The organism is Piezobacter thermophilus (assembly GCF_055386745.1).
In genome coordinates this window covers 1,913,434-1,934,690 of sequence record NZ_AP042380.1, presented here as the reverse complement: position 1 = coordinate 1,934,690, position 21,257 = coordinate 1,913,434, and the positions used below count along the sequence as shown (strand labels likewise).

The following is a 21,257-nucleotide window of genomic DNA, read 5'->3' as shown; positions in this document are numbered from 1 at the left end:
CGCGGGCAAGGCGGGTCTTCACCCGCCCTTTTGTCCGTATGCGGTTCCCCATCCCCATGCGCCGGAGCCGAAGCCGCGGGAGACGATGCGTTCGCGGTATACGGCGGAGACGACGTCACCGTCGCCGGCGAGCAGGGCCTTGGTTGCGCACATTTCCGCGCAGATGGGCAGCTTGCCCTCGGCGATGCGGTTGCGGCCGTATTTCTGGTACTCGGCCTGGCTGCCGTCCTCCTCGGGGCCGCCGGCGCAGAAGGTGCACTTGTCCATCTTGCCGCGGGAGCCGAAGTTGCCGGCCTGCGGGAACTGCGGCGCGCCGAAGGGGCAGGCGTAGAAGCAGTAGCCGCAGCCGATGCACAGATCCTTGGAGTGCAGCACGATGCCCTCCTCGGTCTGATAGAACACGTCCACCGGGCAGACCGCCATGCAGGGCGCATCCGAACAGTGCATGCAGGCGACCGAGATCGAGCGCTCGCCCGGCGTGCCGTCATTGATGGTCACCACCCGGCGGCGGTTGATGCCCCAGGGCACGCCGTTCTCGTTCTTGCAGGCGGTGACGCAGGCGTTGCACTCGATGCAGCGTTCGGAATCCACGAGGAACTTCACTCTAGCCATGTCTTCTCTCCTTACGCTGCGGTGATCCGGCAGAGGGTCACCTTGGTTTCCTGCATCTGGGTGACCACGTCATAGCCGTAGGTCATGGCGGTGTTGGCCGCCTCGCCCAGAACCCAGGGGTCGGCGCCGGGGGGGTACTTGTCCCGCAGGTCCCTGCCCTGGAAGTGGCCGCCGAAGTGGAAGGGCATGAAGACCACGCCGGCGCCGACGCGCTCGGTGACCATGGCCTTGACCTTGACCTTGCCCTTTTCGGGGCCCTCGACCCAGACCATCTGCCCGTCGCGGATGCCCAGATCGTTGGCGTCGCGGGTGCTGATTTCCACGAACATGTCCTGCTGCAGCTCGGCCAGCCACTTGTTGGAGCGGCTCTCGTCGCCGCCGCCCTCGTATTCCACCAGCCGCCCCGAGGTCAGGATCAAGGGGTAGTCCTTGCTGAAGTCCTGCTTCTGGATCGAGGCATAGAGGGTGGGCAGGCGGTAGGCGCGCCGGTCCTCGTAGGTGGGATAGTCGGCCACCAGGTCGCGCCGCGGGGTATAGAGCGGCTCGCGATGCAGCGGCACCGGGTCGGGGAAGGTCCAGACCACCGCGCGGGCCTTGGCGTTGCCGAAGGGGGCGCAGCCATGCTTGATGGCGACCCGCTGGATGCCGCCCGAGAGGTCGGTCTTCCAGTTGGTCTTCGGCCCGGCGATGCCGTCGATGACGGCGCGTTCCTCGGCGGTCAGGTCCTTGTCCCAGCCCAGGTCCATCAGCATCTGCATGGTGAACTCGGGATAGCCGTCCTGGATCTCGGACCCGGCCGAGTAGACGCCCTCGGCCAGCAGGTTCTGGCCGTTGCGCTCGACCCCGAAGCGGGCGCGGAAGGTCAGCCCGCCCTCGGCCACGGGCTTGGACATGTCGTAGAGGATCGGCGTGCCGGGATGGCCCATCTCGGGCGTGCCCCAGCACGGCCATGGCAGGCCGTAATACTCGCCGTCCACCGGGCCGCCGACGGCCTGCAGCGTGGTCTTGTCGAAGGTGTGCTGGTACTTCATGTGGGCCTTGATCCGCTCCGGCGCCCAGCCGGTATAGCCGATGGTCCACATGCCGCGGTTGAACTCGCGGGTGACGTCCTCGACATTGGGCTGGCCGGGGCCGTCCATGCCGATGTTGCGGAACATCCGGTCGGCAAAGCCGAACTTCTCGGCGAACATGTAGATGATGTCCTGGTCGGGCTTCGATTCGAAGACCGGGTCCACCACCTTGTCGCGCCACTGCACCGAGCGGTTCGAGGCGGTGACCGAGCCGCGGGTCTCGTACTGGGTCGAGGCCGGCAGCAGGTAGACCCCGTCGGTGCGGTCATGCATCACCGCCGAGACGGTGGGGTAGGGGTCCACCACCACCAGCAGGTCGAGCATCTCCATCGCCTTCTTCATCTCGACCCCGCGGGTCTGGCTGTTGGGCGCGTGGCCCCACAACACCATGGCGCGGACATTGTCGGGCTGGTCGATATTGTCCTTGTTCTCCAGCACCCCGTCGATCCAGCGCGAGACCGGGATGCCCTTGAGGTTCATCAGCGGCTTTTCCTTGCCGTCCTTGCCGGTGATGGTGGCAAAGCGGCCCTTGAGCCAGTCGAGATCCTCCTCCCACACGCGCGCCCAGTGCGCCCAGGCGCCGGCCGACAACCCGTAATAGCCGGGCAGCGAGTGCGACAGAACGCACAGGTCGGTCGCCCCCTGCACGTTGTCATGGCCGCGGAAGATGTTGGTGCCGCCGCCGGTGGTGCCCATGTTGCCGAGCGCCAGCTGCAGGATGCAGTAGGCGCGGGTGTTGTTGTTGCCGTTGTGGTGCTGGGTGCCGCCCATGCACCAGATCACCGTGCCGGGGCGGTTGTTGGCCAGCGTCCGGGCCACGCGCCGCAGCTGGCTGCCCGGCGCGCCGGTGACGCGCTCGACCTCTTCGGGGGTCCATTTCTTCACCTCGGCGCGGATCTGGTCCATCCCCCACACCCGGGTGCGGATGAATTCCTTGTCCTCCCAGCCGTTCTCGAAGATGTGCCACAGGATGCCCCAGACCAGCGCCACGTCGGTGCCGGGGCGGAAGCGCACATATTCGTCGGCGTGCGCCGCGGTGCGGGTGAAGCGCGGATCGCACACGATCAGCGGCGCGTTGTTCTGCTCCTTCGCGCGCAGGATGTGCAGCAGCGAAACCGGATGCGCCTCGGCCGGGTTGCCGCCGATGATGAAGATGGCGCGGGAATTGTGGATGTCGTTGTAGGAGTTGGTCATGGCGCCGTAGCCCCATGTGTTGGCAACCCCCGCCACGGTGGTCGAGTGGCAGATCCGCGCCTGGTGATCGACGTTGTTGGTGCCCCAGTAGGCGGCGAACTTGCGGAACAGGTAGGCCTGTTCGTTGCTGTGCTTGGCCGAGCCCAGCCAGTAGACGCTGTCAGGCCCCGATTCCTCGCGGATCTTCAGCATCTGCTCGCCGATCTCGTCGATCGCCTGTTGCCAGCTGATCCGCTTCCACTCGCCCCCTTCCTTCTTCATCGGGTAGCGCAGGCGGCGTTCGTTGTTGGTGTGCTCGCGCACCGCCGCCCCCTTGGCGCAATGGGCGCCCAGGTTGAACGGGCTGTCCCAGCCCGGCTCCTGCCCCACCCAGACGCCGTCCTGGACCTCGGCGATGATGGTGCAGCCGACCGAGCAGTGGGTGCACACGGTCTTGACGTTCTCGACCGCCTTCGCGGCGGCACTCTGGGCCGAGGCCGGCGTGACCATGCCGCCGGTGGCGCCGATCGCGGCCAGACCGCCGATGGCCAGGCCCGAGCCGCGCAGGAACGCGCGGCGGTCGACGGTTTTCTCCGCAACCCGTGAAAGGATACTTGTCCGCTGGGGGCGTCTCGCAACCCCGTTGGTCTTTTTCCTGAGCATCTCTACCTCCCGTGCAGGCCCCCGCAAGGAGCGGCCCGCGGTTTCCAGATCGAACCGGCATCAGGGCCTTGCGCAACCGTCAGCCGGGGGTGACAGCGTCCGGCAGCGGCCGGGCGGCGTCGTTGCATTCCGGGGGCCGGGCATGGCCGGCAGCCCCGCATCCGGTTCAGAACCGGGTGCTTTCGTAGTAGGCGCGCACATGCGCCGTGTCCTGAAGCCGGGTCTCGCGCACCGGCTCTTCGGCGGCTTTCGCCTCGCGCCCCAGCGCGGCGGCGGCCAGCGCCGCAGGTGCGGCCGTGCCCGCCAGCTTCAGGAAGTCGCGGCGGCTGGCGCCCTGCTTCCTCTTTCTGCCTGTCATCGGGTCCTCTCTCCCTCTCTTGCGTTACCTGTCTGCCCCCGCCTGCGGGGACGGCGAAGGGCGGGTCTGACCCGCCGTCATCCGGAAGCCTTCGCGCTCGATCTCCATGAACACCCGCCCGGCGGTGCCGACCGAGGCGTAGAAGACCGAAGCCGCGGCCGCTTCCAGGTCCGAGAAGAAATGTTCCGCCCAGGGGCCCAGGTGGCGGCTCCAGAACAGCTTCTGGTCCGCCAGCGGCGCCGGGGGGCCGAAGCGGCCGGTGATCAGCCCCGCCATCACCTCCATCAGCGAGGCGATGTTGTCCTCGGGCTCGTGCACATCCGGGGCCCGGGTGATGCCGCGGGCGGCCATGTCGGCGCGCAGCTGCGCCAGCGGCTTCTCGTTCAGGAAACCGGTCAGGTAGTAGCTGGCATAGGGCATCAGCTCGCCCCGGCCGACGCCGATGAAGAGCGCGTGAAACTCCCGCTCCACCGCCTCCGGCCCGCTCACCCGCGCCACCCGCGCAAGCGAAGCGATCGCGCGCCCCAGATCGGTGTCGTCCCCCGACAGCGCCGCCGTGCGCGCCAGCAGCTCCCGATCCGGCGGCGCCGCCAGAAGGCGGCCGAGGAAGTTGTAGAAATCCGCCCGCAGCCGGTCCTCTTCGGCAATCGCGGGCGCGGGTGTGTCGGACATGGCAGCAGCCATCGGCGTCATCCTTCCAGTTCGAACCGCATCCGCCGCGCCACGGCGCGCGCAGGGGCATCTTCAGCGGTGTCTTCAGCGGCGGCGTTCCCGGCGTCACGCCCCGCCTCGTCCGCGGCCCGCGGGGGCAGGGCGGGGCCATCTTCTTCGGCGGCGCCGGCATCGGCCGCCCCGGTTCCTGCCCCGGTTGCGGGAGGGGCCGGGGGCCTCGCGCCCGAAGCGGAGCCGCCCGCCGCCCCGTCCGGGCCGGGACGCTCCGCAACCCCCTTGCCCACCTGCCAGGCGGTGCGCACGACCTCGGCCACGATGGCGGAATCGGTGAAGTCCTCGCCGTAATCCACCAGCCCGTCCACATTCGCCAGCACCGGGTTCACCTGCCACAGCCGCCGCAGCGCCCGCCGCCGAAGCCGATCCGGCACGATCGCGGCCATGAAGCGCGAAACGTCATCGCCCGGCGCAAGCCTGTCCGGGTCCGGTAGATCGAGCTCGGACAGGATCTCGGCATCGCTCTTCGCCTCCAGACGCGCCCGTTCCCCAGCCTCGGAACGGAGACGTTCCCCTCCACGCCCCGCAGCAGCCTCAGCCGCAACCGCAGCCTTTCGGCGAGACCAGAAATCAGATCCAGAACTCATCGCGAACTCCTCTTGCGGGAAACAAGGGGGCCGGATGGAACCGGCGCGTCCTGCCCGGGCGGCACCGGATCGCGGCGCCATCGGGCATGGTAACGCGACTGTGGCCGGACATGGTCATGGAACCCTCCCGTACTGGAAGCTTATGCAGGTGGCGGTGTTCTTCCAAGAAAAAACTGTGCCGGCCGTGAAATATGCCGGTGACCGGAGATTGCCCGGTTGACGGCGCGGACGGGCGTTGCGAGGAATTGCGGACCGCAACCGTCGGGCCAGGGGAGGAGATGGTGACAGGCAAGCTGATGATTCTGTGCGACTGCGAGGGCACGCAGAGGCTGGACCCCGAGGCGATATCGGCGGCCACCGGCCTTGCCTGTTCGCCGGTTCATTCCGCCCTGTGCACGCGGCAGGCCGAGCAGGCAGCGAAACTGCTGGGCCAGGGTGAGGAGGCAACCGTCGCCTGCCAGCAGGAACGCGCCTTTTTCGAGGCGCTGGCCGAGGAGATCGACGCCCCGCCACCCGGATTCGTGGATCTGCGCGACCGGGCCGGCTGGTCCGACGAGGGTGATCGTGCCGGACCCAAGATGGCGGCGCTGGCAGCCGAATCGCAACTGCCCGCCCCCGAGACCCCGGCCATGGACGTGACCAGCGCCGGTACCTGCCTGATCGCCGGACCGGGCGAGGTGGTCGAGCCGGTGGCCCGGCAGCTGGCGGGGGCGCTTGCCGTCACGGTGCTGATCACGGACGAGGCCGAGATGCCCCTGAGCCGGGATTTCGACGCCATTCGCGGCCGGCTGGTCCGCGTGACCGGCGCGCTTGGCGGGTTCGAGGTCCGCATCGACGCATTCCGGCAGATCGAACCGGGCGGGCGCGGTCCGTTCCGCCTGACACCGCCGCGGGACGGGGCGCGTTCGTCCTGCGACATCGTGCTGGACCTGACCGGTGAAGCACCGAAGGTGACCGCCCCGGAAAAGCGCGAGGGCTATCTGCGCGCCGACCCCCGCGACTCGCGCGCGGTGGGGGCGGCTGCACTCGAGGCGGTGCAGCTTGTCGGCACCTTCGAGAAACCGCTTTACGTGCGTCTGGAAGAGTCGCTTTGCGCCCATTCCCGGGCCGGGCAGACGGGGTGTTCGCGCTGCCTCGATGCCTGTCCCACCGGTGCCATCACCGTGGCCGGCGATCATGTGGCGATCGACCCGATGATCTGCGCCGGCTGCGGCAGCTGCACGGCGCTGTGCCCCTCAATGGCCGTCAGCTACGAGGCCCCGCCTCTTGCCGATCTGCTGCGCCGTATCGAGGTGCTGGCGCAGACCTTCCGCGCCGCCGGGGGCGCCTCACCGCAGCTGCTGGTGCACGACGCCCATGGGGCCGAGATGATCCGCCTTGCGGCGCGTTTCGGGCGCGGGCTGCCGGCGGCGGTCATTCCGCTGGAGCTGCCGGTGGTCTCGGGCTTCGGCCATGCCGAGATGCTGGCGGCGCTGGCCCATGGCTTTGCGTCCGTTCAGGTGCTTGTCTCGCCTTCGACCGAACGTCATGCGCTGACGCAGGAGCTGGCGCTGGCCGAGGCCATCGCCGGCCCGGGTCGGGTGGCGCTGATCGACGAATCCGACCCCGATGCCCTTGCCGAGCAGCTGTATCGGGCGGACCCGCCGCCCGCCCTTGCCCGCCCGGTCCTGCCCATGGGAGGGCGGCGCCAGGTCGCCCGGCTGGCCGCCGCCGCGCTCAATCCCGGTGCCGAGGCGCCGCTGCCGCTGCCCGCCGGTGCCCCCTATGGTGCGGTCGCGGTGGATGCGGGCGCCTGCACACTGTGCCTGTCCTGCGTGTCGCTCTGCCCGTCGGGGGCGCTTGTGGACAATCCCGAGAAGCCGCAGCTGCGCTTTCAGGAAGATGCCTGCCTGCAATGCGGGATCTGCGCCTCGGCCTGCCCCGAGAAGGCGATCACCCTGGTGCCGTGCCTCGATCTCGGCGACGCGGCGCTGGGACAGGTGGTACTGCACGAGGAAGAGCCCTTCGCCTGCATCGAATGCGGCAAGCCCTTCGGCGTGAAATCCACCGTCGAGCGGATCATGGACAAGCTGGCCGGCACGCATCCGATGTTCGCCACCTCCGAGCAGGCGAAGATGATCCAGATGTGCGATGATTGCCGCGTGGGCGCCCAGTTCCGGCGCGGCGACGATCCCTTTGCCCTGGGCGAACGCCCGCGCCCGCGCACCACCGAGGACTACTACTCGAAGCGCAAGGATCACTGAAATTGCAGCGGGGCGCCCAGATCGGCCGCGGGAACCGAATCGACGAAGGCCAGAAGCGCCTCGAGATCGGCGGGCGTGATCTCCAGCGGCACGATGGGGGGCGGGCGCTCGGGGCCGAAGGGGGTGGTGATCCCCTCGATCTGGATGATCGCCGGGTGGGGGTTGCGCAGATAGAAGGTCTGGAACCGCTCGGCCCAGTCGGACAGGGCCTTGAGCGCCGGGAAGGACGGGGTGGAGCTTATCCCGGCCATGGGGTTCTGCGGCCCGATCACATGGCAGCGGCCGCAGTTCCTGAGCGCCAGCCGCGCGCCGCGCGCCGCATCCCCGGTGAACACCGGGCCGGTTTCGACCCTTTCCGTGGCAATCTGCGCCGAATAGAGCGGCTTTCCGTCCGGTGCAAAGCTTTCGATGGTGCGCTTGCCGATATCCGAAACCATCCATTCGGCAAAGCGGAGCTGCCGCGGGTCGTCCCCGCTGCGCAGGTAGTAAAGGGTATCCGCATCGGCAAAGACCGGTTGTCCGGGCGGCTCGGTGGCCAGAACCATCGGCCCGGCATCGTCCGGCACCACGCGGATGCCGGTTTTCAGCGAGAACCGTGGCAGGATGTATTTCAGCAGGCCGCTGCGCGTCACTGTCTCGGGGGCGGCCAGGCCCAGCGTCTGCTGTCCCGCTGCGGGGCTGGCGATCAGCAGCAGGCTCAGGCAAAAGGACATCAAGCGCATGGCACCCAGCCTAGAAGCGGCGGGCGGCATGCGTCAACAATGACGAATGATGGCGAACGGGAGAGAACGGCCATGAGCGACGATTTCAACATGTCGATACGCAAGTTCCTGAAACAGGTGGGCGTGACCAGCCAGCAGGCCATCGAGGAGGCGTTGCGCAAGGCCGGCGACGCCGCGGGGCGTGAATATGAGGCGAAGATGGTCCTGACCGTCGACGGGCTGGATCTGGAACATGTGGTGACCGGCACGATCAGGAGCGGTGAGGAATGATCACGCGCGAGGCGGTTCTCGAGGAACTGAAGAAGGTCGCCGACCCGCGGGGCGGCGGCGACATCGTGTCCACCGGCCTGGTCCGGGGCATGTCGGTCGAGGACGGGGTGGTGCGCTTCGTGCTCGAAATCGATCCGAAGGATCGCGAGATCATGGAGCCCGCCCGGGCCGAGGCCGAGGCGCTGGTGGCGGCGATGGAGGGGGTGAGCAAGGCCACCGCCATGCTGACGGCGCATGTGGCCGCGCCGCCGGATCTGAAGGGGCAGGCGCGCGCGCAGGCGCAGCGGCAGGGACCGCAGCGGGTGCTGGGGGTGAAGCACATCATCGCCATCGCCTCGGGCAAGGGCGGGGTGGGCAAGTCCACCGTTGCCGCCAACCTCGCCTGTGCGCTGGCTGCCGAGGGTCGGCGCGTGGGACTTCTGGATGCGGATGTCTACGGCCCTTCCCAGCCGCGGATGCTGGGCGTCTCCGGCCGCCCCGCCAGCCCCGACGGCAAGACGGTGCTGCCGCTGCGCAATCATGGGGTCACGCTGATGTCCATGGGGCTGATGGCCAATGACGACCAGGCGGTGATCTGGCGCGGCCCGATGCTGATGGGGGCGCTGCAGCAGATGATGACCCAGGTGCAGTGGGGCGAGCTGGACGTGCTGCTGGTGGATCTGCCGCCGGGGACGGGCGACGTGCAGCTGACTCTGGGGCAGAAATTCGTGATCGACGGGTCGATCATCGTCTCGACCCCGCAGGACGTGGCGCTGATCGACGCGCGCAAGGGCGTGGACATGTTCCGGCGTCTGAACGTGCCGATCCTGGGCATGATCGAGAACATGTCCACCCATGTCTGTTCCAATTGCGGGCACGAGGAACACCTCTTCGGTCATGGCGGCGTGGCGGCCGAGGCCGAGAAGCTGGGCGTGCCGCTGCTGGCCGAGGTGCCGCTGCATCTGGATATCCGCATCGCGGCGGATTCGGGGGCGCCGGTGGTGGTCAGCCACCCCGACAGCCCGCAGGCGGCCGCGTTCCGCAAGGTGGCCCGGGCGCTGATCGAACAGGGGGTGGCATGAGCGGGGCCCAGCCCCCCTCCTTCCCGCCCCTTCTGTGCGGCGAGGCGGTGTCGGGGGCGATCGACCCGTTCGACCGCGCCCGGGCGCTGGCCGCGCTTGGCTGCGACGGCGGGACGGTGGTTCACAATGTCCAGGCCGACCGCCTGCGCGCGGCCTTCGTCTTTGCTCCCGAGGTGGCGCTTGAGGACGCCATGGCCATGCTGCCGGTCTGCGGGGTGGGGTTTCAGAACGCGCTTGGCGCGCTGGCCCCGCCCGAGGTGGCGGTGCATCTGATATGGGAGGGGGGCATCAAGGTGAACGGCGCCGGCTGCGGCCGGCTGCGCGCCTCGGCCTCGACCCGGGCGGCGGGCGAGGTTCCCGACTGGCTGGTGGTGGGGATCGAGATTCCGATCCTGCTGACCGGCGGCGCGGCGGGGCCGGGAAATGGGGCAGGATCGGGCGACGGGGCCGAGCCGGGGCTGACCCCCGAGGCGACCGCGCTGTGGGAAGAGGGATGCGCCGAGGTCGATCCGATGCAGTTGCTCGAGGCCTGGGCCCGGCATGTTCTGGTCTGGGTCAATCGCTGGAGCGAGGAGGGCAACGCCCCGCTGCATGCCGAGTGGATGGGGCTGGTCGAAGGGGTGGGCGAGGCAGTCGTGCGCGCGGGGCTGAGCGGAACCTTCGTCGGGGTGGACGAACGGTTCGGGATGCTCATCCGCGACCGGGAAACGACACATCTGGTGCCGCTGAGCACCCTGTTGGAGGAGGTGCCATGAATCTTGCTCGCGCGGTCCATCTGGATGAAAGCGACATGATGGTTTTCGACCGCCCAGCCCGCAGCGGCGAATGGTGCATCTCGGGCGGGTTCGCCTTTTCCGACTGGACCGAGGACGACCTGACCGGCAAGGCGCGGCAGGCCTTTGCCAATGGCTGGCTGGGGCTGGAGAGCTTCGGCCGGGTGACTTTCGTGGCGATCACGCGGATCGAGCCGGTCGAGATCGCCGCGCTGGAACGCGCGCTTGCGCGGCACTTTGTGGAGAGCTGGGGCGCGCCCTCGGAAGAGGCGGCGCTGCCGGTGGCGCGTGAGGAAATCGCCCATATGATCGATCTGTGCGACGGGCACGCGCCGAACACGCTGCTGAGCGTGGCGCGAGAGCTGGCGCCCGAGGGCGTGCGGGAAAGTTTCACCGTGATCGAGGCGCGCGAGGCCCGGATCGGGCAGTTCGCGGTGCACGGATCGCCCGATCCGGAGGCCGACCCGTAACCGCGGCGCGCCCAGCGGGCGCGGGCCTTGCGGCACTTCGTGCCGCCTCGGGGCTCTGCCCCGAACCCCGGGATATTTCCGGCCAGAAAAAGACCGGGTCGGTGGGTGATGCCCGTCAGGGCGCGCGGAAATGCTTGCTGAGCTTGAGGCCCTGGCCCTGGTAGTTCGAGGCGATGCCGGCGCCGTAAAGCCGGGTTGGCACTTCGCTCATGCGTTCATAGACCAGCCGGCCCACCACCTGCCCGTGCTCGAGGACGAAGGGAGCCTCGTGGCAGCGCACTTCCAGCACCCCGCGCGCGCCGGTGCCGCCGGCGGGGCCATGGCCGAAGCCGGGATCGAAGAAGCCTGCGTAATGGACGCGGAATTCGCCGACCATGGCGAGATAGGGGGCCATTTCGGCGGCGTATTGCGGGGGGATGTGCACCGCTTCGCGACTGACGAGGATGTAGAAGGCGCCCGGGTCGAGAATGATCCGGCCGTCGGTGGTGCGCAGCTCTTCCCAGTAGTCGGCGGGGTCGTAATGGCCAATGCGGTCCAGGTCGATGACCCCGGTATGGGGCTTGGCCCGATAGCCGACCAGGTCGGTATCGGCCGGGCGCAGATCGACCGAAAAGCCCAGGCCGTTCTCGATCACCGCAGGCCCGTCCACCAGCGGGGTGCGGGCGTGCAGGGCGGCCAGTTCCGCATCGCTCAGCACCGCCGATCCGCGGCGAAAGCGGACCTGGTTCAGCCGCATGCCGGGGCGGACGAGGACCGAGAAGCTGCGCGGGCATATCTCGGCGTAGAGCGGTCCGTGATAGCCCGCCGCGATGCGGTCGAACTCGGTCCCCTCATCAGTGATCGTCCGGGTCAGCAGGTCGAGCCGCCCGGTGGAGCTCTTGGCATTGGCCACGGCGGAAAGGTCCTCGGGCAGGGCCAGCCGCTCCATCAGCTCCACCAGATAGACGCAGCCCTTTTCCAGCACCGCGCCCTCGGAGATGTCGATGCGGTGCATCTCGAACTCCGCCAGCCGGTCGCGGACGCGGCTCCCCCGGCCGGCAAGGAACGAGGCGCGGATGCGCCAGGCCACGCGGCTCAGCCGCAGGTCGAGGCTGGCCGGCTGGACCTGCGCCGGCTCGATGGGCGGGTCGGCGGCGATCCGGCCGGTTTCGATCATGGCTTCGATCTGGTGGTCGGGGCATATGCCGGTGGTGCCGGTCACGGGCGTCTCTCCGGTTCGGTCTGTCGCGGAATCGGAGCCGGGGCAGGGGCCGGCGACGGGCGACCGCGGGATTGGAAACTGGGGAACTGGAAACTGGTCGGGCTAGCAGGACTTGAACCTGCGACCTTCCGTCCCCCAGACGGACGCGCTACCAGGCTGCGCCATAGCCCGACCATGAGCTTTTCATAGCGTTTTTCGGGGCGGGGGCAAGGGGAAATCCACGCAATTTCCGTTCAGATCCGGTCGGGTTCGCCCCGCCCGGCCAGGCGTTCCGTCCAGGCGCGCAATTCCCGGGCGACGGGGGCAAGCGCCGCCGCCTGCTTGGCGCTCAGCCGGCCGATCCGGGCAAGCCGCGCGAGCCGGCCTTCGGCGCAGGCGATATCCTCCTCGGCGGGGGGATCGGGCGGAAGCGGCGGCGCGGGGGTGTCGAACTCCATGCCGATCTGCGCCCCGGCGGCCGGCTTGTTCCGGGGGCGGGGCGAGGGGGGCTGCGATTCAGTGCGCGCCTTGAACGGGACAACGGTCGGGTCGGGGGCATCCCTGGGGGAGGGCGGCGAATTGGCGGCCTCGCCCTCGACGAAATCCAGCGGTTGAGACAGCGCCGCCACCTCGGCCACGCCCTTTTCCCGCAGCAGCTTCTGCACGCCCTTGATGGTCATGCCATCTTCGTGGAGCAGCTTGCGGATGCCGCCCAGAAGCAGCATGTCCGCCGGCCGGTAGTAGCGCCGCCCACCGGCGCGCTTGATCGGGCGAACCTGGCTGAACTTGCTTTCCCAGAACCGCAATACATGCGCCGGAACCCCGAGCCATTCGGCAACTTCGCTGATCGTGCGAAAGGCGTCGGGCGATTTGGCCATGTCCTTGCGCCCCGCCTATTTGCCGCGATTTCCGGCGGCGACACGCTCTTTCATGAGGTGCGAGGGGCGGAAGGTCAGCACGCGGCGCGGCTGGATCGGGACTTCTTCGCCGGTCTTGGGATTGCGCCCGATGCGGGCGGATTTCTCGCGCACGGTAAAGGTTCCGAACGAGGAGATCTTCACCTGTTCGCCCCGGACCAGCGCATCTGCCATGTGTTCCAGGACGCTCTCGACCAGCTGCGCGCTTTCGTTGCGCGACAACCCGACTTCGCGAAAAACCGCTTCGCTCAGGTCCATTCGCGTCAGAGTCTTTCGGCCCATACCATTCCCCGTTTTGTCCAAGACAATAGGGGCAGGGCATTTTCCCTGTCAATATCAGGCAATTGCGAAAAGCCGCGGCTTCCCGCCTACCAGCGCAGAACTACCGCGCCCCAGGTCAGGCCGCCGCCGATGGCCTCGGTCACCAGCAGGTCGCCGGGCCGGATCTGGCCGCGCGCCTTGCCCACCGAAAGGGCAAGCGGGATCGAGGCCGCCGAGGTGTTGCCGTGATCCTGCACGGTCACCACCACCTGGTCCATGCTGTGCTTCATCTTCTTGGCGGTGCCGCGGATGATGCGGATATTCGCCTGATGCGGCACGATCCAGTCCACGTCCTCGTCGCGCAGCCCGGCCTTGGCCAAGGCCGCCTCGGCGGTGGCGGCCAGCTTCTCGATGGCATGGCGGAATACCTGGTTGCCCTGCATCCGCACATGGCCGCTGCGGCCGGTGGAGACGCCGCCATCGGCATAGAGAATGTCGCGATACTGCCCGTCGGAGTTGAGATCGACCGCCAGGATGCCGCGATCGGTCTTTTCGCCCGCCTCTTCCGAGGCCTCGAGGATCAGCGCCCCCGCGCCGTCGCCGAACAGCACGCAGGTGGAGCGGTCGCTCCAGTCGAGGATGCGCGAGAAGGTCTCGGCGCCGATCACCATGATACGGCGGGCCTGGCCGGAAAGGATCATGGCATTGGCGGTGGCCAGCGAGTAGATGAAGCCCGCGCAGACCGCCTGAAGATCGAAGGCGAAACCGCGTTTCATACCCAGAGCGGCCTGGACCATGGTCGCGCATGAGGGGAAGGTCAGGTCGGGGGTGGAGGTCGCCAGGATCACCGCATCGAGGTCATCGGCGGTCATGCCCGCATCCTTCAGCGCGGCGCGCGCGGCATGGGTGGCCATGTCCGAGGTGGTCTCGTCAGGGGCCGCGAAATGGCGCCGTTCGATCCCCGACCGCGACCGGATCCATTCATCGCTGGTGTCGAGGGATTTCTCGAATTCGGCGTTCTCGACCACCCGTTCTGGCAGGTAATGGCCGACGCCCCTGACCACTGCGCGCGTAACCATGAATTATGCCTGCCCTCCGCCTTGTTCCGTCCGGTCTTTTTCTGCGTCAGTCCGCTCGCCGTTCCCGGTTCGCATCAGATCGGCGGTCGAAGCGATCCGGGCGCTCAGCCTCTCTCCGAATCCCGATCTTGCGAGGTTATAGGCCAGTTTCACCGCCGCCGCCACGCCGGTGGCATCGGCGCTGCCATGGGACTTGACCACGATCCCGTTGAGCCCCAGGAACACGCCGCCATTGACCCGCCGCGGATCGATCCGCCGCGACAGACGCCGCAGAGAGGTGATGGCCAGGATCGAGGCCAGCCGGGACAGCGGCGAATAGCGGAAGGCCTCGCGCAGCAACTCGCCGATCAGGCTGGCGGTGCCTTCGCCGGTCTTGATCGCCACGTTGCCGGTGAAGCCGTCGGTCACGATCACGTCGGCTCGGTCGCCGGGAATGTCGCTGCCCTCGACGAAGCCGACGAACTCGAAACTGGCCCGCTCGGCGAAATCCGCGATCAGCCCGTGCGCGGCCTTCAGCTCGGCCCGGCCCTTGTGTTCCTCGGTGCCCACGTTCAGCAGGCCGATGCGCGGGCAGGAGATCTTCAGCCCGTTGCGGGCATAGGACGCGCCCATCAGCGCGTATTGCAGCAGGTCGCGTTCGTCGGCGCGCACATCCGCGCCCACGTCCAGCATGACGTTGAAACCCTGGCGGCTGCGCGAGGGCCACAGCACCGCAATCGCCGGGCGATTCACCCCCGGCAGCTTGCGCAGGCGCAGCATCGACAGCGCCATCAGCGCGCCGGTATTGCCGCACGAGACCGCGCCGGCGGCTTCGCCGCTGCGCACCGACTCGAGCGCCGACCACATCGACGTGCCCTTGCCGTTACGCATCACCTGGCTGGGCTTGTCCTGCATGGTGACGACATCGGCCGCGTCGCGAAAGACGACGCGGCCGTCAAGGATGCGACGTTTTTCGACCAGCGGGCGCAGCTCGGCTTCGGGGCCGTGCAGGATGAACCCGGCATCGGGGCACTGGGTCGCGAAATGCGCAAGTCCGGCCACCACGGCGGCAGGGCCGGCATCTCCGCCCATGGCGTCAACCGAGATGGTGATTCGATCCGCAGCCGCGCGGGACTGGTCGGTTCGCGACGTCATTCAGGATGCGCCAGGCCCGGCTCAGGCCGCGTCTTCGTCCAGGTCGATGTCTTCCGTCAGGGCGATCACTTCCCGCTCGGCGTAATGACCGCAGGAGGGGCACACGTGATGCGGACGCTTGAGTTCGCCGCAGTTGGGACATTCGTTGGGATTTGCCGCGACCAGGGCATCATGCGACCGGCGATTGTTGCGGCGCGCTCTCGATACTTTGTTCTGTTGGACAGCCATGTCTCAACCTTTTTCCGATTTGGGGCCGGCGGGCGATCCCGGGCGGCCGGTGTTACGTTGCCGATGTTGCGTTGTCCGATTCAGGCGGCGTGACCGTGCGTTTAGGCCGCAGCCTGCCCGATGTCCAACCCTAATTCCGATGAGCGCGCGAAAATACTGCCTTTGCCCCCCTGTGCAAGCATTTTTTCCATTCGCGTTCAGCCTTCCCCCTTGTCCTTGTCGTTCAGCTTGTCGCGCAGCGAGGCCAGGGCGGCGAAGGGGCGCGCGTCCTCGTCGCGCAGCGGAGCCGTGCCGGGTGCGGCAAAGACCGCTTCGCCCAGCTCCGCCCCCTCCTTGCGGGGATAGAGCGGCAGCGCCAGCGCCAGCGCCTCGACCATGACCGTGGCCGGGTCGATTTCGGGGCCGAGCGGCTCGATCGCGTCATCCTCGGGAATTTCCGTCTCGGGGCCCTGGGCCTGGGGCATCTCGGCCAGGAACAGCCGGGTGACGTCGGTTTCGATCCGCGTCGTCACCGGCTCCAGCGTGACCACGCAGGGCTGGACCACGGTCGCGCCCAGATGCGCCACCAGCCGCCAGTCGCGCGCCCCGTGCGCCGCGATGCGCCCGGCAAAGCGCAGCTTGCGCAGACCCGACAGGCCCAGTTCGTCGGCCAGCTGGCGCATGGTTTCGGAGCCGGGGCGCAGGTCGAATTCCGTCGGGGCGTTCTGCGGCAGGTCCGCGACCCGGAAGGCGGTGGTTTCGGACATGGCGGAGAGACTTTCGTTTCTTGAAGCGGTGGCACAGTTTCGGTAAGCGGGATAGAAGGCGTGCAAGGCCAAGGCAAGAGGGCAGCCATGTTCACCAAGGCAAAGAAGCTGAAACCCGCGCTGCGCGCCGTGGTTGCGGGCACCGTGTTCTTGGTGCTGGCCGGGTGCGCGACGGTCTATCGCAATCACGGCTACGTTCCGACCGAGGACGAGCTGGCCGAGATCGTCGTCGGCGTGGATACCCGCGACAGCGTGGCCGAGACGCTGGGCTCGCCCTCGGCGACCGGTGCGCTCAAGGATGCGGCCTATTACTACGTCGCCTCCCGGATACGCTATTTCGGCGCGACCGAACCGAAGGAGGTGTCCCGCGAGGTGGTCCAGATCACTTTCGACGACAACGGGGTGGTGACGAATATCCGGCAACTGACGCTGGAGGACGGGCAGATCGTCCGCCTCAACCAGCGGGTCACCTCGTCGAACGTCAAGGACAAGACCTTCCTGCGGCAGCTTCTGGGCAATCTCGGCCGGTTCAACCCCAACGCCGTCCTCGAGTGATCTACGGGCCATGCCGCCGGTGCGACGCGAAGAAGCCGAAGGCGGGGGGGCAACAGCATCCACGCCCGATGCGTCGCTGCTTTGCAAGGGCAGATACCGCGCCGAGCTTGCCGCCGGCGGGGCCGCGATTGCCGAAGCCCAGGCGCTGCGGGCCCGCAGCTTCGGCATGCGGGGAAGCGACGGCGACGATTTCGACGACATCTGCACCCATGTTCTGGTGCGCGAGGCCGCCAGCGGCGATCTGGTCTGCTGTTTCCGGCTGTTGATGCTCGCCTCGGGGCGCGATTTGTGGCGCAGCTATTCGGCGCAGTTCTACGATCTTTCCGGGCTGGGCCGCTTTGCCGGGCGCATGGCCGAGATGGGCCGGTTCTGCGTGCGGCCGGGCCGGCGCGATCCCGACATCCTGCGCCTGGCCTGGGGGGCGGCGACCCGGTTGGTTGAGGAGGGCAGGGTCCGGCTTCTGTTCGGCTGCACCTCGTTCGCGGGCACCGATCCGGGGCGCTACCGCGATGCCTTCGCCCTGCTGGGGGCGCGGCACCTTGCGCCCGCGTGCTGGCGCCCGCGCCCCGCCGCCGCCGAGATCGTGCCCTTCACGGGCGGGCCGGCGCCCGAGCCGCGCCGGGCGTTTGCGGCCATGCCGCCGCTTCTGCGCAGCTATCTGGGTCTTGGCGGCTGGGTCAGCGATCACGCGGTGATCGACCGCCAGATGAACACCCTGCATGTCTTTACCGGGGTCGAGATCGCCCGCATCCCGCCTGCGCGCAAGCGCCTGCTGCGGGCCCTGGCCGGGGATTAGCGCGGCAGGGCCGCTACAGCCCGACCAGCGCGCGGATGTCGGCCGGGCTCAGCCCGTCGGCGCGATAGCGGGCGATGGCACGGGCGTCGTCGCGCTTGGCCAGGCGGCGCCCGGCATCGTCGCGGATCAGCCGGTGGTGGTGATACTGCGGCACCGGCAGGCCCAGCAGATGTTGCAGCAGCACATGCAGCGCCGTGGCCTCGAACAGGTCTTCGCCGCGGATCACATGGGTGATGTTCTGTTCGGCGTCATCCACCACCACCGCCAGGTGGTAGGATCCGCCCATGCCGCGCCGCTCCAGCACGATATCTCCGACCTCGCGGATCAGCCGGTCGGGATCCAGCCGGTGGGTGCCGGCATGCGCCGGGCCGGTTTCGGTGAAGGCGGCCCCGGCGGGCAGCAGCTGCACCGCGCGGGCCATGTCGAGGCGGATCACGTCGCCCGGGCCGCGCGCCGATATGGGCCGGTCGCGGCAAGTGCCGGGATAGATGCGCCCGTCGGGGCCGAAGGCGGGGACGCCTTCCTGGGGGGCGCCGGCGGCGGCCTCGATATCGGCGCGGCGGCAGCGGCAGGGATAGGTCAGCCCCATCGCCGTCAGCCGCCCCATCGCCTCGGCATAGGCGGGCAGGCGGGCGCTCTGGCGCATGACGGGGCGGGGCCAGTCAAGACCCAGCCAGGCGAGGTCGTCGAAGATCTGAGCCTCCCACTGCGGGCGGGCGCGGGCGCGGTCGATGTCCTCGATGCGCAGCAGGAACCGCCCCCCCGCCGCGCGCGCCATGTCATGGGCCAGCATCGCCGAATAGGCGTGGCCAAGGTGCAGCGGACCGGTGGGCGAGGGGGCAAAGCGGGTGGTGAAGGGCGCGCCGGATCCGGTCATTGCGCCGCCGCGCGGGGGTGGCCGGCCGCAAGCCAGGCGCGCCAGGCGGCCTTGGCGCGGTCGGTATAGGCCTTGTAGCGCTCGCGCCGCCCGCGCCGGCCGCCGCGCACCCCGTCCAGCGGGCGGAAGAGGCCGAAATTGACGTTCATCGGCTGAAAGGTCTTCGCATCCGCCCCGCCGGTGATGTGATGCACCAGCGCGCCCATGGCGCTGTCGGCGGGCACCTCGGGCAGGTCGTGGCCCAGCGCCTCGGCCGCCGCCAGCCGCCCGGCCAGAAGCCCCATCGCCGCGCTTTCCACGTAGCCCTCGACCCCGGTGATCTGCCCGGCGAAGCGGATGGTGGGGCGCGATTTCAGCCGCAGCCGCGTATCCAGCAGCCGCGGCGAGTTGATGAAGCTGTTGCGGTGGATGCCGCCAAGGCGGGCAAAGCGGGCCTCCTCAAGGCCGGGAATCATCCTGAAAACATCGACTTGCGCGCCATGCTTCATCTTGGTCTGGAAACCCACCATGTTGTAGAGCGTGCCCAGTGCATTGTCGCGGCGCAGCTGCACCACCGCCCAGGGCTTGCGATCCGGCGCATGGGGGTTGGTCAGGCCCACCGGCTTCATCGGCCCGTGGCGCAGCGTCTCGCGCCCGCGCTCGGCCATCACCTCGATGGGCAGGCAGCCGTCGAAATAGGGGGCATCCTCGCCTTCGTGAAACGCGGTCTTCTCGGCGGCGAGGATGGCGTCGATGAAGGCCTCGTATTGCTCCCGGTCCAGCGGGCAGTTGATGTAGGCGGTGCGCTCTTCCTCGGTTTCGCCCTTGTCATAGCGCGACTGGCGCCAGGCCACCGACATGTCGATGCTGTCGGCATGGACGATGGGGGCGATGGCATCGAAGAAGGCCAGCGCATCGGCCCCGGTTTCGCGCCGGATTGCCTCGCCCAGCGCCTGCGAGGTCAGCGGCCCGGTGGCGATGATCCATTGCCCCTCGGCCGGCAGCTCGGTGATTTCCTCGGTGGAGACCGACACGTTGGGATGCGCGCGCAGCCGTTCGGTCACCATCCGGGAAAAGCCCTCGCGGTCCACCGCCAGCGCGCCGCCCGCGGGCAGGCGGTGGGCGTCGGCGGCCGCCATGATCAGGCTGCCGGCGGCGCGCATCTCCCAGTGCAGAAGGCCCACCGCGTTCTGTTCGTCGTCGTCCGAGCGGAACGAGTTCGAACACACCATCTCGGCCAGCTTGTCGGTGCGATGGGCGAATGTGCCCACCCTGGGGCGCATCTCGTGGATCACCACCCGCAGCCCGGCATTGGCGGCCTGCCAGGCGGCTTCGGATCCGGCCATGCCGCCGCCGACGATATGCAAAGTCTCCGTCATGCGCTGCCAGATAGGGCAGGGCGGCGCCGGGCGCAACGCCCCCTGCGCGTCGGACATGCGTCAGAACTCGTCCCGGCGCGGGTGCAGCACCAGCCACAGCAGCGCGCCCCCGGCCAGCACCAGGAACGGCGCCATGGCCATGTTGACGGCGGTCCAGCCCTCCTGCGGCGAGCCGCCGAGGCAGTTCATCAGCCCGCCGGAGGCCAGCGAGGCAATGGTGACGCCGCCGAACACCAGCAGATCGTTCAGCCCCTGCATCCGGCCGCGCTCATGCGGTTCATGGGCGCCGGCCAGCATGGTGGTGGCGCCGATGAAGCCGAAGTTCCATCCCACCCCCAGCAGGATCAGGGCGATGAAGAAATTGGTCAGCTCGACCCCCTGCAGGGCGACCGCTCCGGCGGCGGCCAGGATCAGCAGGCCGATCCCCATGATCCGTTCCGCGCCGAAGCGCGCGATCAGGTGCCCGGTGAAGAACGAGGGCACATACATGGCCAGCACATGCCCCGTGACCACGCGGCTGGCATCGGGCACGCCGAAGCCGCAGCCGACCACCGCCAGCGGGGTCGAGGTCATCACCAGGTTCATCAGCGCGTATGACACCATCGCCACGATCACCGCCACCGCGATGCGCGGGGTGGTGATGAGCTCCCACCGCGACCGGCCCCGCGGCGCGCCTTCGGGCGCGGGGGGCAGCTTCGGGATGTCGAGCAGGGCAAACAAAAGGATGCCGCCCAGATTCAGCCCGATCGACACCAGATAGACCGGCAGGAACCGCATCACGGAGGCGTCGGGATTGTCGGTGGTGAGCCAGGCCACGATCTGCGGGCCGATGATCGCGGCCAGCAGCCCGCCGGCCATGACATAGGAGATCGCCTTGGGCCGGAAGGCCTCGGATGCGGTGTCGGCGGCGGCGAAGCGGTAGAAGCCGTGCGCGCTCATGTAGACGCCGGTCAGGTAGGCGCCGAAGACGAACAGCCAGAAGTTCTCGATGCTGATGGCCCAGGCCGAAACCGCCGCCCCCCCCATGCCGCCCAGCGCCCCCAGCATGAAGCCGGGCTTGCGCCCGATCTTCTGCATCACCGTGCTCAGCCAGGGCGCCGTGGTCATCGAGCCGAACACGATCAGCGAGATCGGCAGCGTGGCGAGGCAGGCATTGGGGGCCAGCTGCTGGCCGGCAAGCCCGCCGATGACGAAGATCATGGGCAGCTGCGCCCCCACCAGCGCCTGGGCGGCCACCAGCACGGCGACGTTTCGCTTCGCCCTGCGGTCGTCGGTCGGGGGGGCGGTATCGGAAAGGCTGGACATGACGCCTGCCTAGCCGTGAATGTGTTAACATACAAGAGCCCCGCCACGGCGCTGTTGCCCGATCCGCGCGCGCAGGGCAGCATGGCGCCGTTG

The 21,257-nt window shown here is 68.7% G+C and carries 23 protein-coding genes and 1 tRNA gene; 7 read left to right on the top strand and 17 right to left on the bottom strand.

Translation table 11 applies throughout. The features are described from left to right. Positions 1–18: 18 nt before the first annotated feature. From fdh3B to ACZ5CM_RS09420, 5 genes are all read right to left on the bottom strand, one after another. Positions 19–612, bottom strand: a complete 594-nt coding sequence (fdh3B, locus tag ACZ5CM_RS09440; protein WP_464637973.1) for a formate dehydrogenase FDH3 subunit beta — start codon at positions 610–612, stop codon at positions 19–21. A gap of 11 nt (positions 613–623) precedes the next feature. Next, complete coding sequence (locus ACZ5CM_RS09435) at positions 624–3,518, bottom strand: formate dehydrogenase subunit alpha (protein ID WP_464637971.1); 2,895 nt, start codon at positions 3,516–3,518, stop codon at positions 624–626. A 166-nt stretch (positions 3,519–3,684) separates the two neighbouring features. Beyond that, positions 3,685–3,876, bottom strand: coding sequence for a twin-arginine translocation signal domain-containing protein (locus ACZ5CM_RS09430; protein WP_464637969.1), 192 nt, complete (start codon positions 3,874–3,876; stop codon positions 3,685–3,687). Between the two features lie 24 nt (positions 3,877–3,900). After that, positions 3,901–4,569, bottom strand: coding sequence for a TorD/DmsD family molecular chaperone (locus ACZ5CM_RS09425; protein ID WP_464637967.1), 669 nt, complete (start codon positions 4,567–4,569; stop codon positions 3,901–3,903). Further along, positions 4,566–5,189, bottom strand: a complete 624-nt coding sequence (locus ACZ5CM_RS09420; RefSeq protein ID WP_464637965.1) for a DUF3306 domain-containing protein — start codon at positions 5,187–5,189, stop codon at positions 4,566–4,568. Before ACZ5CM_RS09420 ends, ACZ5CM_RS09425 begins: the two co-directional genes overlap by 4 nt. Before the next feature lie 278 nt (positions 5,190–5,467). Between ACZ5CM_RS09420 and ACZ5CM_RS09415 the strand changes: the two genes are divergently transcribed. Beyond that, a complete protein-coding gene (locus ACZ5CM_RS09415; RefSeq protein WP_464637963.1) occupies positions 5,468–7,432 on the top strand; it encodes a 4Fe-4S binding protein in 1,965 nt (654 codons plus the stop codon). Here the strand turns inward: ACZ5CM_RS09415 and ACZ5CM_RS09410 are convergent. Continuing rightward, a complete protein-coding gene (locus ACZ5CM_RS09410) occupies positions 7,426–8,154 on the bottom strand; it encodes a c-type cytochrome (RefSeq protein WP_464637961.1) in 729 nt (242 codons plus the stop codon). The genes ACZ5CM_RS09415 and ACZ5CM_RS09410 overlap by 7 nt on opposite strands. A 72-nt stretch (positions 8,155–8,226) precedes the next feature. Between ACZ5CM_RS09410 and ACZ5CM_RS09405 the strand changes: the two genes are divergently transcribed. From ACZ5CM_RS09405 to ACZ5CM_RS09390, 4 genes are read left to right on the top strand one after another with little or no spacing between them, the layout of a single operon-like run. Then, positions 8,227–8,424: a DUF6494 family protein gene (locus tag ACZ5CM_RS09405; RefSeq protein WP_464637959.1), complete on the top strand. Its 198-nt coding sequence runs from the start codon at positions 8,227–8,229 to the stop codon at positions 8,422–8,424. After that, entirely contained in the window at positions 8,421–9,485 is a 1,065-nt protein-coding gene (locus tag ACZ5CM_RS09400) for an Mrp/NBP35 family ATP-binding protein (RefSeq protein ID WP_464637957.1), read from the top strand. The genes ACZ5CM_RS09405 and ACZ5CM_RS09400 overlap by 4 nt, the downstream gene beginning before the upstream one ends. Then, positions 9,482–10,240 carry a biotin/lipoate--protein ligase family protein gene (locus tag ACZ5CM_RS09395; protein WP_464637955.1) on the top strand — a complete coding sequence of 253 codons (759 nt, stop codon included), beginning with the start codon at positions 9,482–9,484 and terminating at the stop codon, positions 10,238–10,240. Before ACZ5CM_RS09400 ends, ACZ5CM_RS09395 begins: the two co-directional genes overlap by 4 nt. Continuing rightward, positions 10,237–10,728: a DUF6505 family protein gene (locus ACZ5CM_RS09390; protein WP_464637953.1), complete on the top strand. Its 492-nt coding sequence runs from the start codon at positions 10,237–10,239 to the stop codon at positions 10,726–10,728. Before ACZ5CM_RS09395 ends, ACZ5CM_RS09390 begins: the two co-directional genes overlap by 4 nt. A gap of 115 nt (positions 10,729–10,843) precedes the next feature. Here the strand turns inward: ACZ5CM_RS09390 and ACZ5CM_RS09385 are convergent, their stop codons facing one another. From ACZ5CM_RS09385 to ACZ5CM_RS09350, 8 genes are all read right to left on the bottom strand, one after another. Further along, positions 10,844–11,929: a 2'-deoxycytidine 5'-triphosphate deaminase gene (locus ACZ5CM_RS09385; protein ID WP_464637951.1), complete on the bottom strand. Its 1,086-nt coding sequence runs from the start codon at positions 11,927–11,929 to the stop codon at positions 10,844–10,846. 94 nt (positions 11,930–12,023) lie between these two features. Beyond that, positions 12,024–12,100: transfer RNA gene (locus tag ACZ5CM_RS09380), tRNA-Pro, on the bottom strand. 62 nt (positions 12,101–12,162) lie between these two features. Beyond that, positions 12,163–12,786, bottom strand: a complete 624-nt coding sequence (locus ACZ5CM_RS09375) for a MerR family transcriptional regulator (protein WP_464637949.1) — start codon at positions 12,784–12,786, stop codon at positions 12,163–12,165. Positions 12,787–12,801: 15 nt separating this feature from the next. Further along, positions 12,802–13,107, bottom strand: coding sequence for an integration host factor subunit alpha (gene ihfA, locus ACZ5CM_RS09370; protein ID WP_464637947.1), 306 nt, complete (start codon positions 13,105–13,107; stop codon positions 12,802–12,804). An 86-nt stretch (positions 13,108–13,193) separates the two neighbouring features. Further along, the gene (locus ACZ5CM_RS09365; protein ID WP_464637945.1) at positions 13,194–14,165 is read right to left on the bottom strand and encodes a beta-ketoacyl-ACP synthase III; all 972 of its coding nucleotides are present in this window, start codon (positions 14,163–14,165) and stop codon (positions 13,194–13,196) included. A gap of 3 nt (positions 14,166–14,168) precedes the next feature. Further along, positions 14,169–15,299 (bottom strand): phosphate acyltransferase PlsX, encoded by a 1,131-nt coding sequence (gene plsX / locus ACZ5CM_RS09360; RefSeq protein ID WP_464637943.1) that lies wholly within the window; start codon positions 15,297–15,299, stop codon positions 14,169–14,171. A gap of 21 nt (positions 15,300–15,320) precedes the next feature. Then, positions 15,321–15,527: a 50S ribosomal protein L32 gene (gene rpmF, locus ACZ5CM_RS09355; protein ID WP_464637941.1), complete on the bottom strand. Its 207-nt coding sequence runs from the start codon at positions 15,525–15,527 to the stop codon at positions 15,321–15,323. Between the two features lie 197 nt (positions 15,528–15,724). Beyond that, positions 15,725–16,273 (bottom strand): YceD family protein, encoded by a 549-nt coding sequence (locus ACZ5CM_RS09350; protein WP_464637939.1) that lies wholly within the window; start codon positions 16,271–16,273, stop codon positions 15,725–15,727. Positions 16,274–16,360: 87 nt separating this feature from the next. Between ACZ5CM_RS09350 and ACZ5CM_RS09345 the strand changes: the two genes are divergently transcribed. Beyond that, positions 16,361–16,828, top strand: coding sequence for an outer membrane protein assembly factor BamE (locus ACZ5CM_RS09345; RefSeq protein WP_464637937.1), 468 nt, complete (start codon positions 16,361–16,363; stop codon positions 16,826–16,828). Positions 16,829–16,847: 19 nt separating this feature from the next. Beyond that, positions 16,848–17,624 (top strand): GNAT family N-acetyltransferase, encoded by a 777-nt coding sequence (locus tag ACZ5CM_RS09340; protein ID WP_464637935.1) that lies wholly within the window; start codon positions 16,848–16,850, stop codon positions 17,622–17,624. Between the two features lie 13 nt (positions 17,625–17,637). Here ACZ5CM_RS09340 and gluQRS read toward each other — a convergent pair whose 3' ends face one another. From gluQRS to ACZ5CM_RS09325, 3 genes are read right to left on the bottom strand one after another with little or no spacing between them, the layout of a single operon-like run. Next, positions 17,638–18,501 carry a tRNA glutamyl-Q(34) synthetase GluQRS gene (gene gluQRS / locus ACZ5CM_RS09335; RefSeq protein ID WP_464637933.1) on the bottom strand — a complete coding sequence of 288 codons (864 nt, stop codon included), beginning with the start codon at positions 18,499–18,501 and terminating at the stop codon, positions 17,638–17,640. Continuing rightward, the gene (gene trmFO, locus ACZ5CM_RS09330; protein WP_464637931.1) at positions 18,498–19,859 is read right to left on the bottom strand and encodes a methylenetetrahydrofolate--tRNA-(uracil(54)-C(5))-methyltransferase (FADH(2)-oxidizing) TrmFO; all 1,362 of its coding nucleotides are present in this window, start codon (positions 19,857–19,859) and stop codon (positions 18,498–18,500) included. The genes gluQRS and trmFO overlap by 4 nt, the downstream gene beginning before the upstream one ends. A 60-nt stretch (positions 19,860–19,919) precedes the next feature. Continuing rightward, a complete protein-coding gene (locus ACZ5CM_RS09325; RefSeq protein WP_464637929.1) occupies positions 19,920–21,164 on the bottom strand; it encodes an MFS transporter in 1,245 nt (414 codons plus the stop codon). Positions 21,165–21,257 lie beyond the last annotated feature (93 nt).

What these genes read in the sequence shown, in the direction of transcription:
- ihfA (WP_464637947.1), bottom strand. Translation starts at nt 13,107, where the DNA reads ATGGGCCGAAAGACTCTGACGCGAATGGACCTGAGCGAAGCGGTTTTT.
- ACZ5CM_RS09325 (WP_464637929.1), bottom strand. Translation starts at nt 21,164, where the DNA reads ATGTCCAGCCTTTCCGATACCGCCCCCCCGACCGACGACCGCAGGGCG.
- ACZ5CM_RS09350 (WP_464637939.1), bottom strand. Translation starts at nt 16,273, where the DNA reads ATGTCCGAAACCACCGCCTTCCGGGTCGCGGACCTGCCGCAGAACGCC.
- trmFO (WP_464637931.1), bottom strand. Translation starts at nt 19,859, where the DNA reads ATGACGGAGACTTTGCATATCGTCGGCGGCGGCATGGCCGGATCCGAA.
- ACZ5CM_RS09420 (WP_464637965.1), bottom strand. Translation starts at nt 5,189, where the DNA reads ATGAGTTCTGGATCTGATTTCTGGTCTCGCCGAAAGGCTGCGGTTGCG.
- ACZ5CM_RS09365 (WP_464637945.1), bottom strand. Translation starts at nt 14,165, where the DNA reads ATGGTTACGCGCGCAGTGGTCAGGGGCGTCGGCCATTACCTGCCAGAA.
- gluQRS (WP_464637933.1), bottom strand. Translation starts at nt 18,501, where the DNA reads ATGACCGGATCCGGCGCGCCCTTCACCACCCGCTTTGCCCCCTCGCCC.
- ACZ5CM_RS09430 (WP_464637969.1), bottom strand. Translation starts at nt 3,876, where the DNA reads ATGACAGGCAGAAAGAGGAAGCAGGGCGCCAGCCGCCGCGACTTCCTG.
- ACZ5CM_RS09435 (WP_464637971.1), bottom strand. Translation starts at nt 3,518, where the DNA reads ATGCTCAGGAAAAAGACCAACGGGGTTGCGAGACGCCCCCAGCGGACA.
- ACZ5CM_RS09375 (WP_464637949.1), bottom strand. Translation starts at nt 12,786, where the DNA reads ATGGCCAAATCGCCCGACGCCTTTCGCACGATCAGCGAAGTTGCCGAA.
- ACZ5CM_RS09405 (WP_464637959.1), top strand. Translation starts at nt 8,227, where the DNA reads ATGAGCGACGATTTCAACATGTCGATACGCAAGTTCCTGAAACAGGTG.
- ACZ5CM_RS09395 (WP_464637955.1), top strand. Translation starts at nt 9,482, where the DNA reads ATGAGCGGGGCCCAGCCCCCCTCCTTCCCGCCCCTTCTGTGCGGCGAG.
- rpmF (WP_464637941.1), bottom strand. Translation starts at nt 15,527, where the DNA reads ATGGCTGTCCAACAGAACAAAGTATCGAGAGCGCGCCGCAACAATCGC.
- ACZ5CM_RS09415 (WP_464637963.1), top strand. Translation starts at nt 5,468, where the DNA reads ATGGTGACAGGCAAGCTGATGATTCTGTGCGACTGCGAGGGCACGCAG.
- ACZ5CM_RS09410 (WP_464637961.1), bottom strand. Translation starts at nt 8,154, where the DNA reads ATGCGCTTGATGTCCTTTTGCCTGAGCCTGCTGCTGATCGCCAGCCCC.
- ACZ5CM_RS09390 (WP_464637953.1), top strand. Translation starts at nt 10,237, where the DNA reads ATGAATCTTGCTCGCGCGGTCCATCTGGATGAAAGCGACATGATGGTT.
- fdh3B (WP_464637973.1), bottom strand. Translation starts at nt 612, where the DNA reads ATGGCTAGAGTGAAGTTCCTCGTGGATTCCGAACGCTGCATCGAGTGC.
- ACZ5CM_RS09425 (WP_464637967.1), bottom strand. Translation starts at nt 4,569, where the DNA reads ATGACGCCGATGGCTGCTGCCATGTCCGACACACCCGCGCCCGCGATT.
- ACZ5CM_RS09345 (WP_464637937.1), top strand. Translation starts at nt 16,361, where the DNA reads ATGTTCACCAAGGCAAAGAAGCTGAAACCCGCGCTGCGCGCCGTGGTT.
- ACZ5CM_RS09400 (WP_464637957.1), top strand. Translation starts at nt 8,421, where the DNA reads ATGATCACGCGCGAGGCGGTTCTCGAGGAACTGAAGAAGGTCGCCGAC.
- plsX (WP_464637943.1), bottom strand. Translation starts at nt 15,299, where the DNA reads ATGACGTCGCGAACCGACCAGTCCCGCGCGGCTGCGGATCGAATCACC.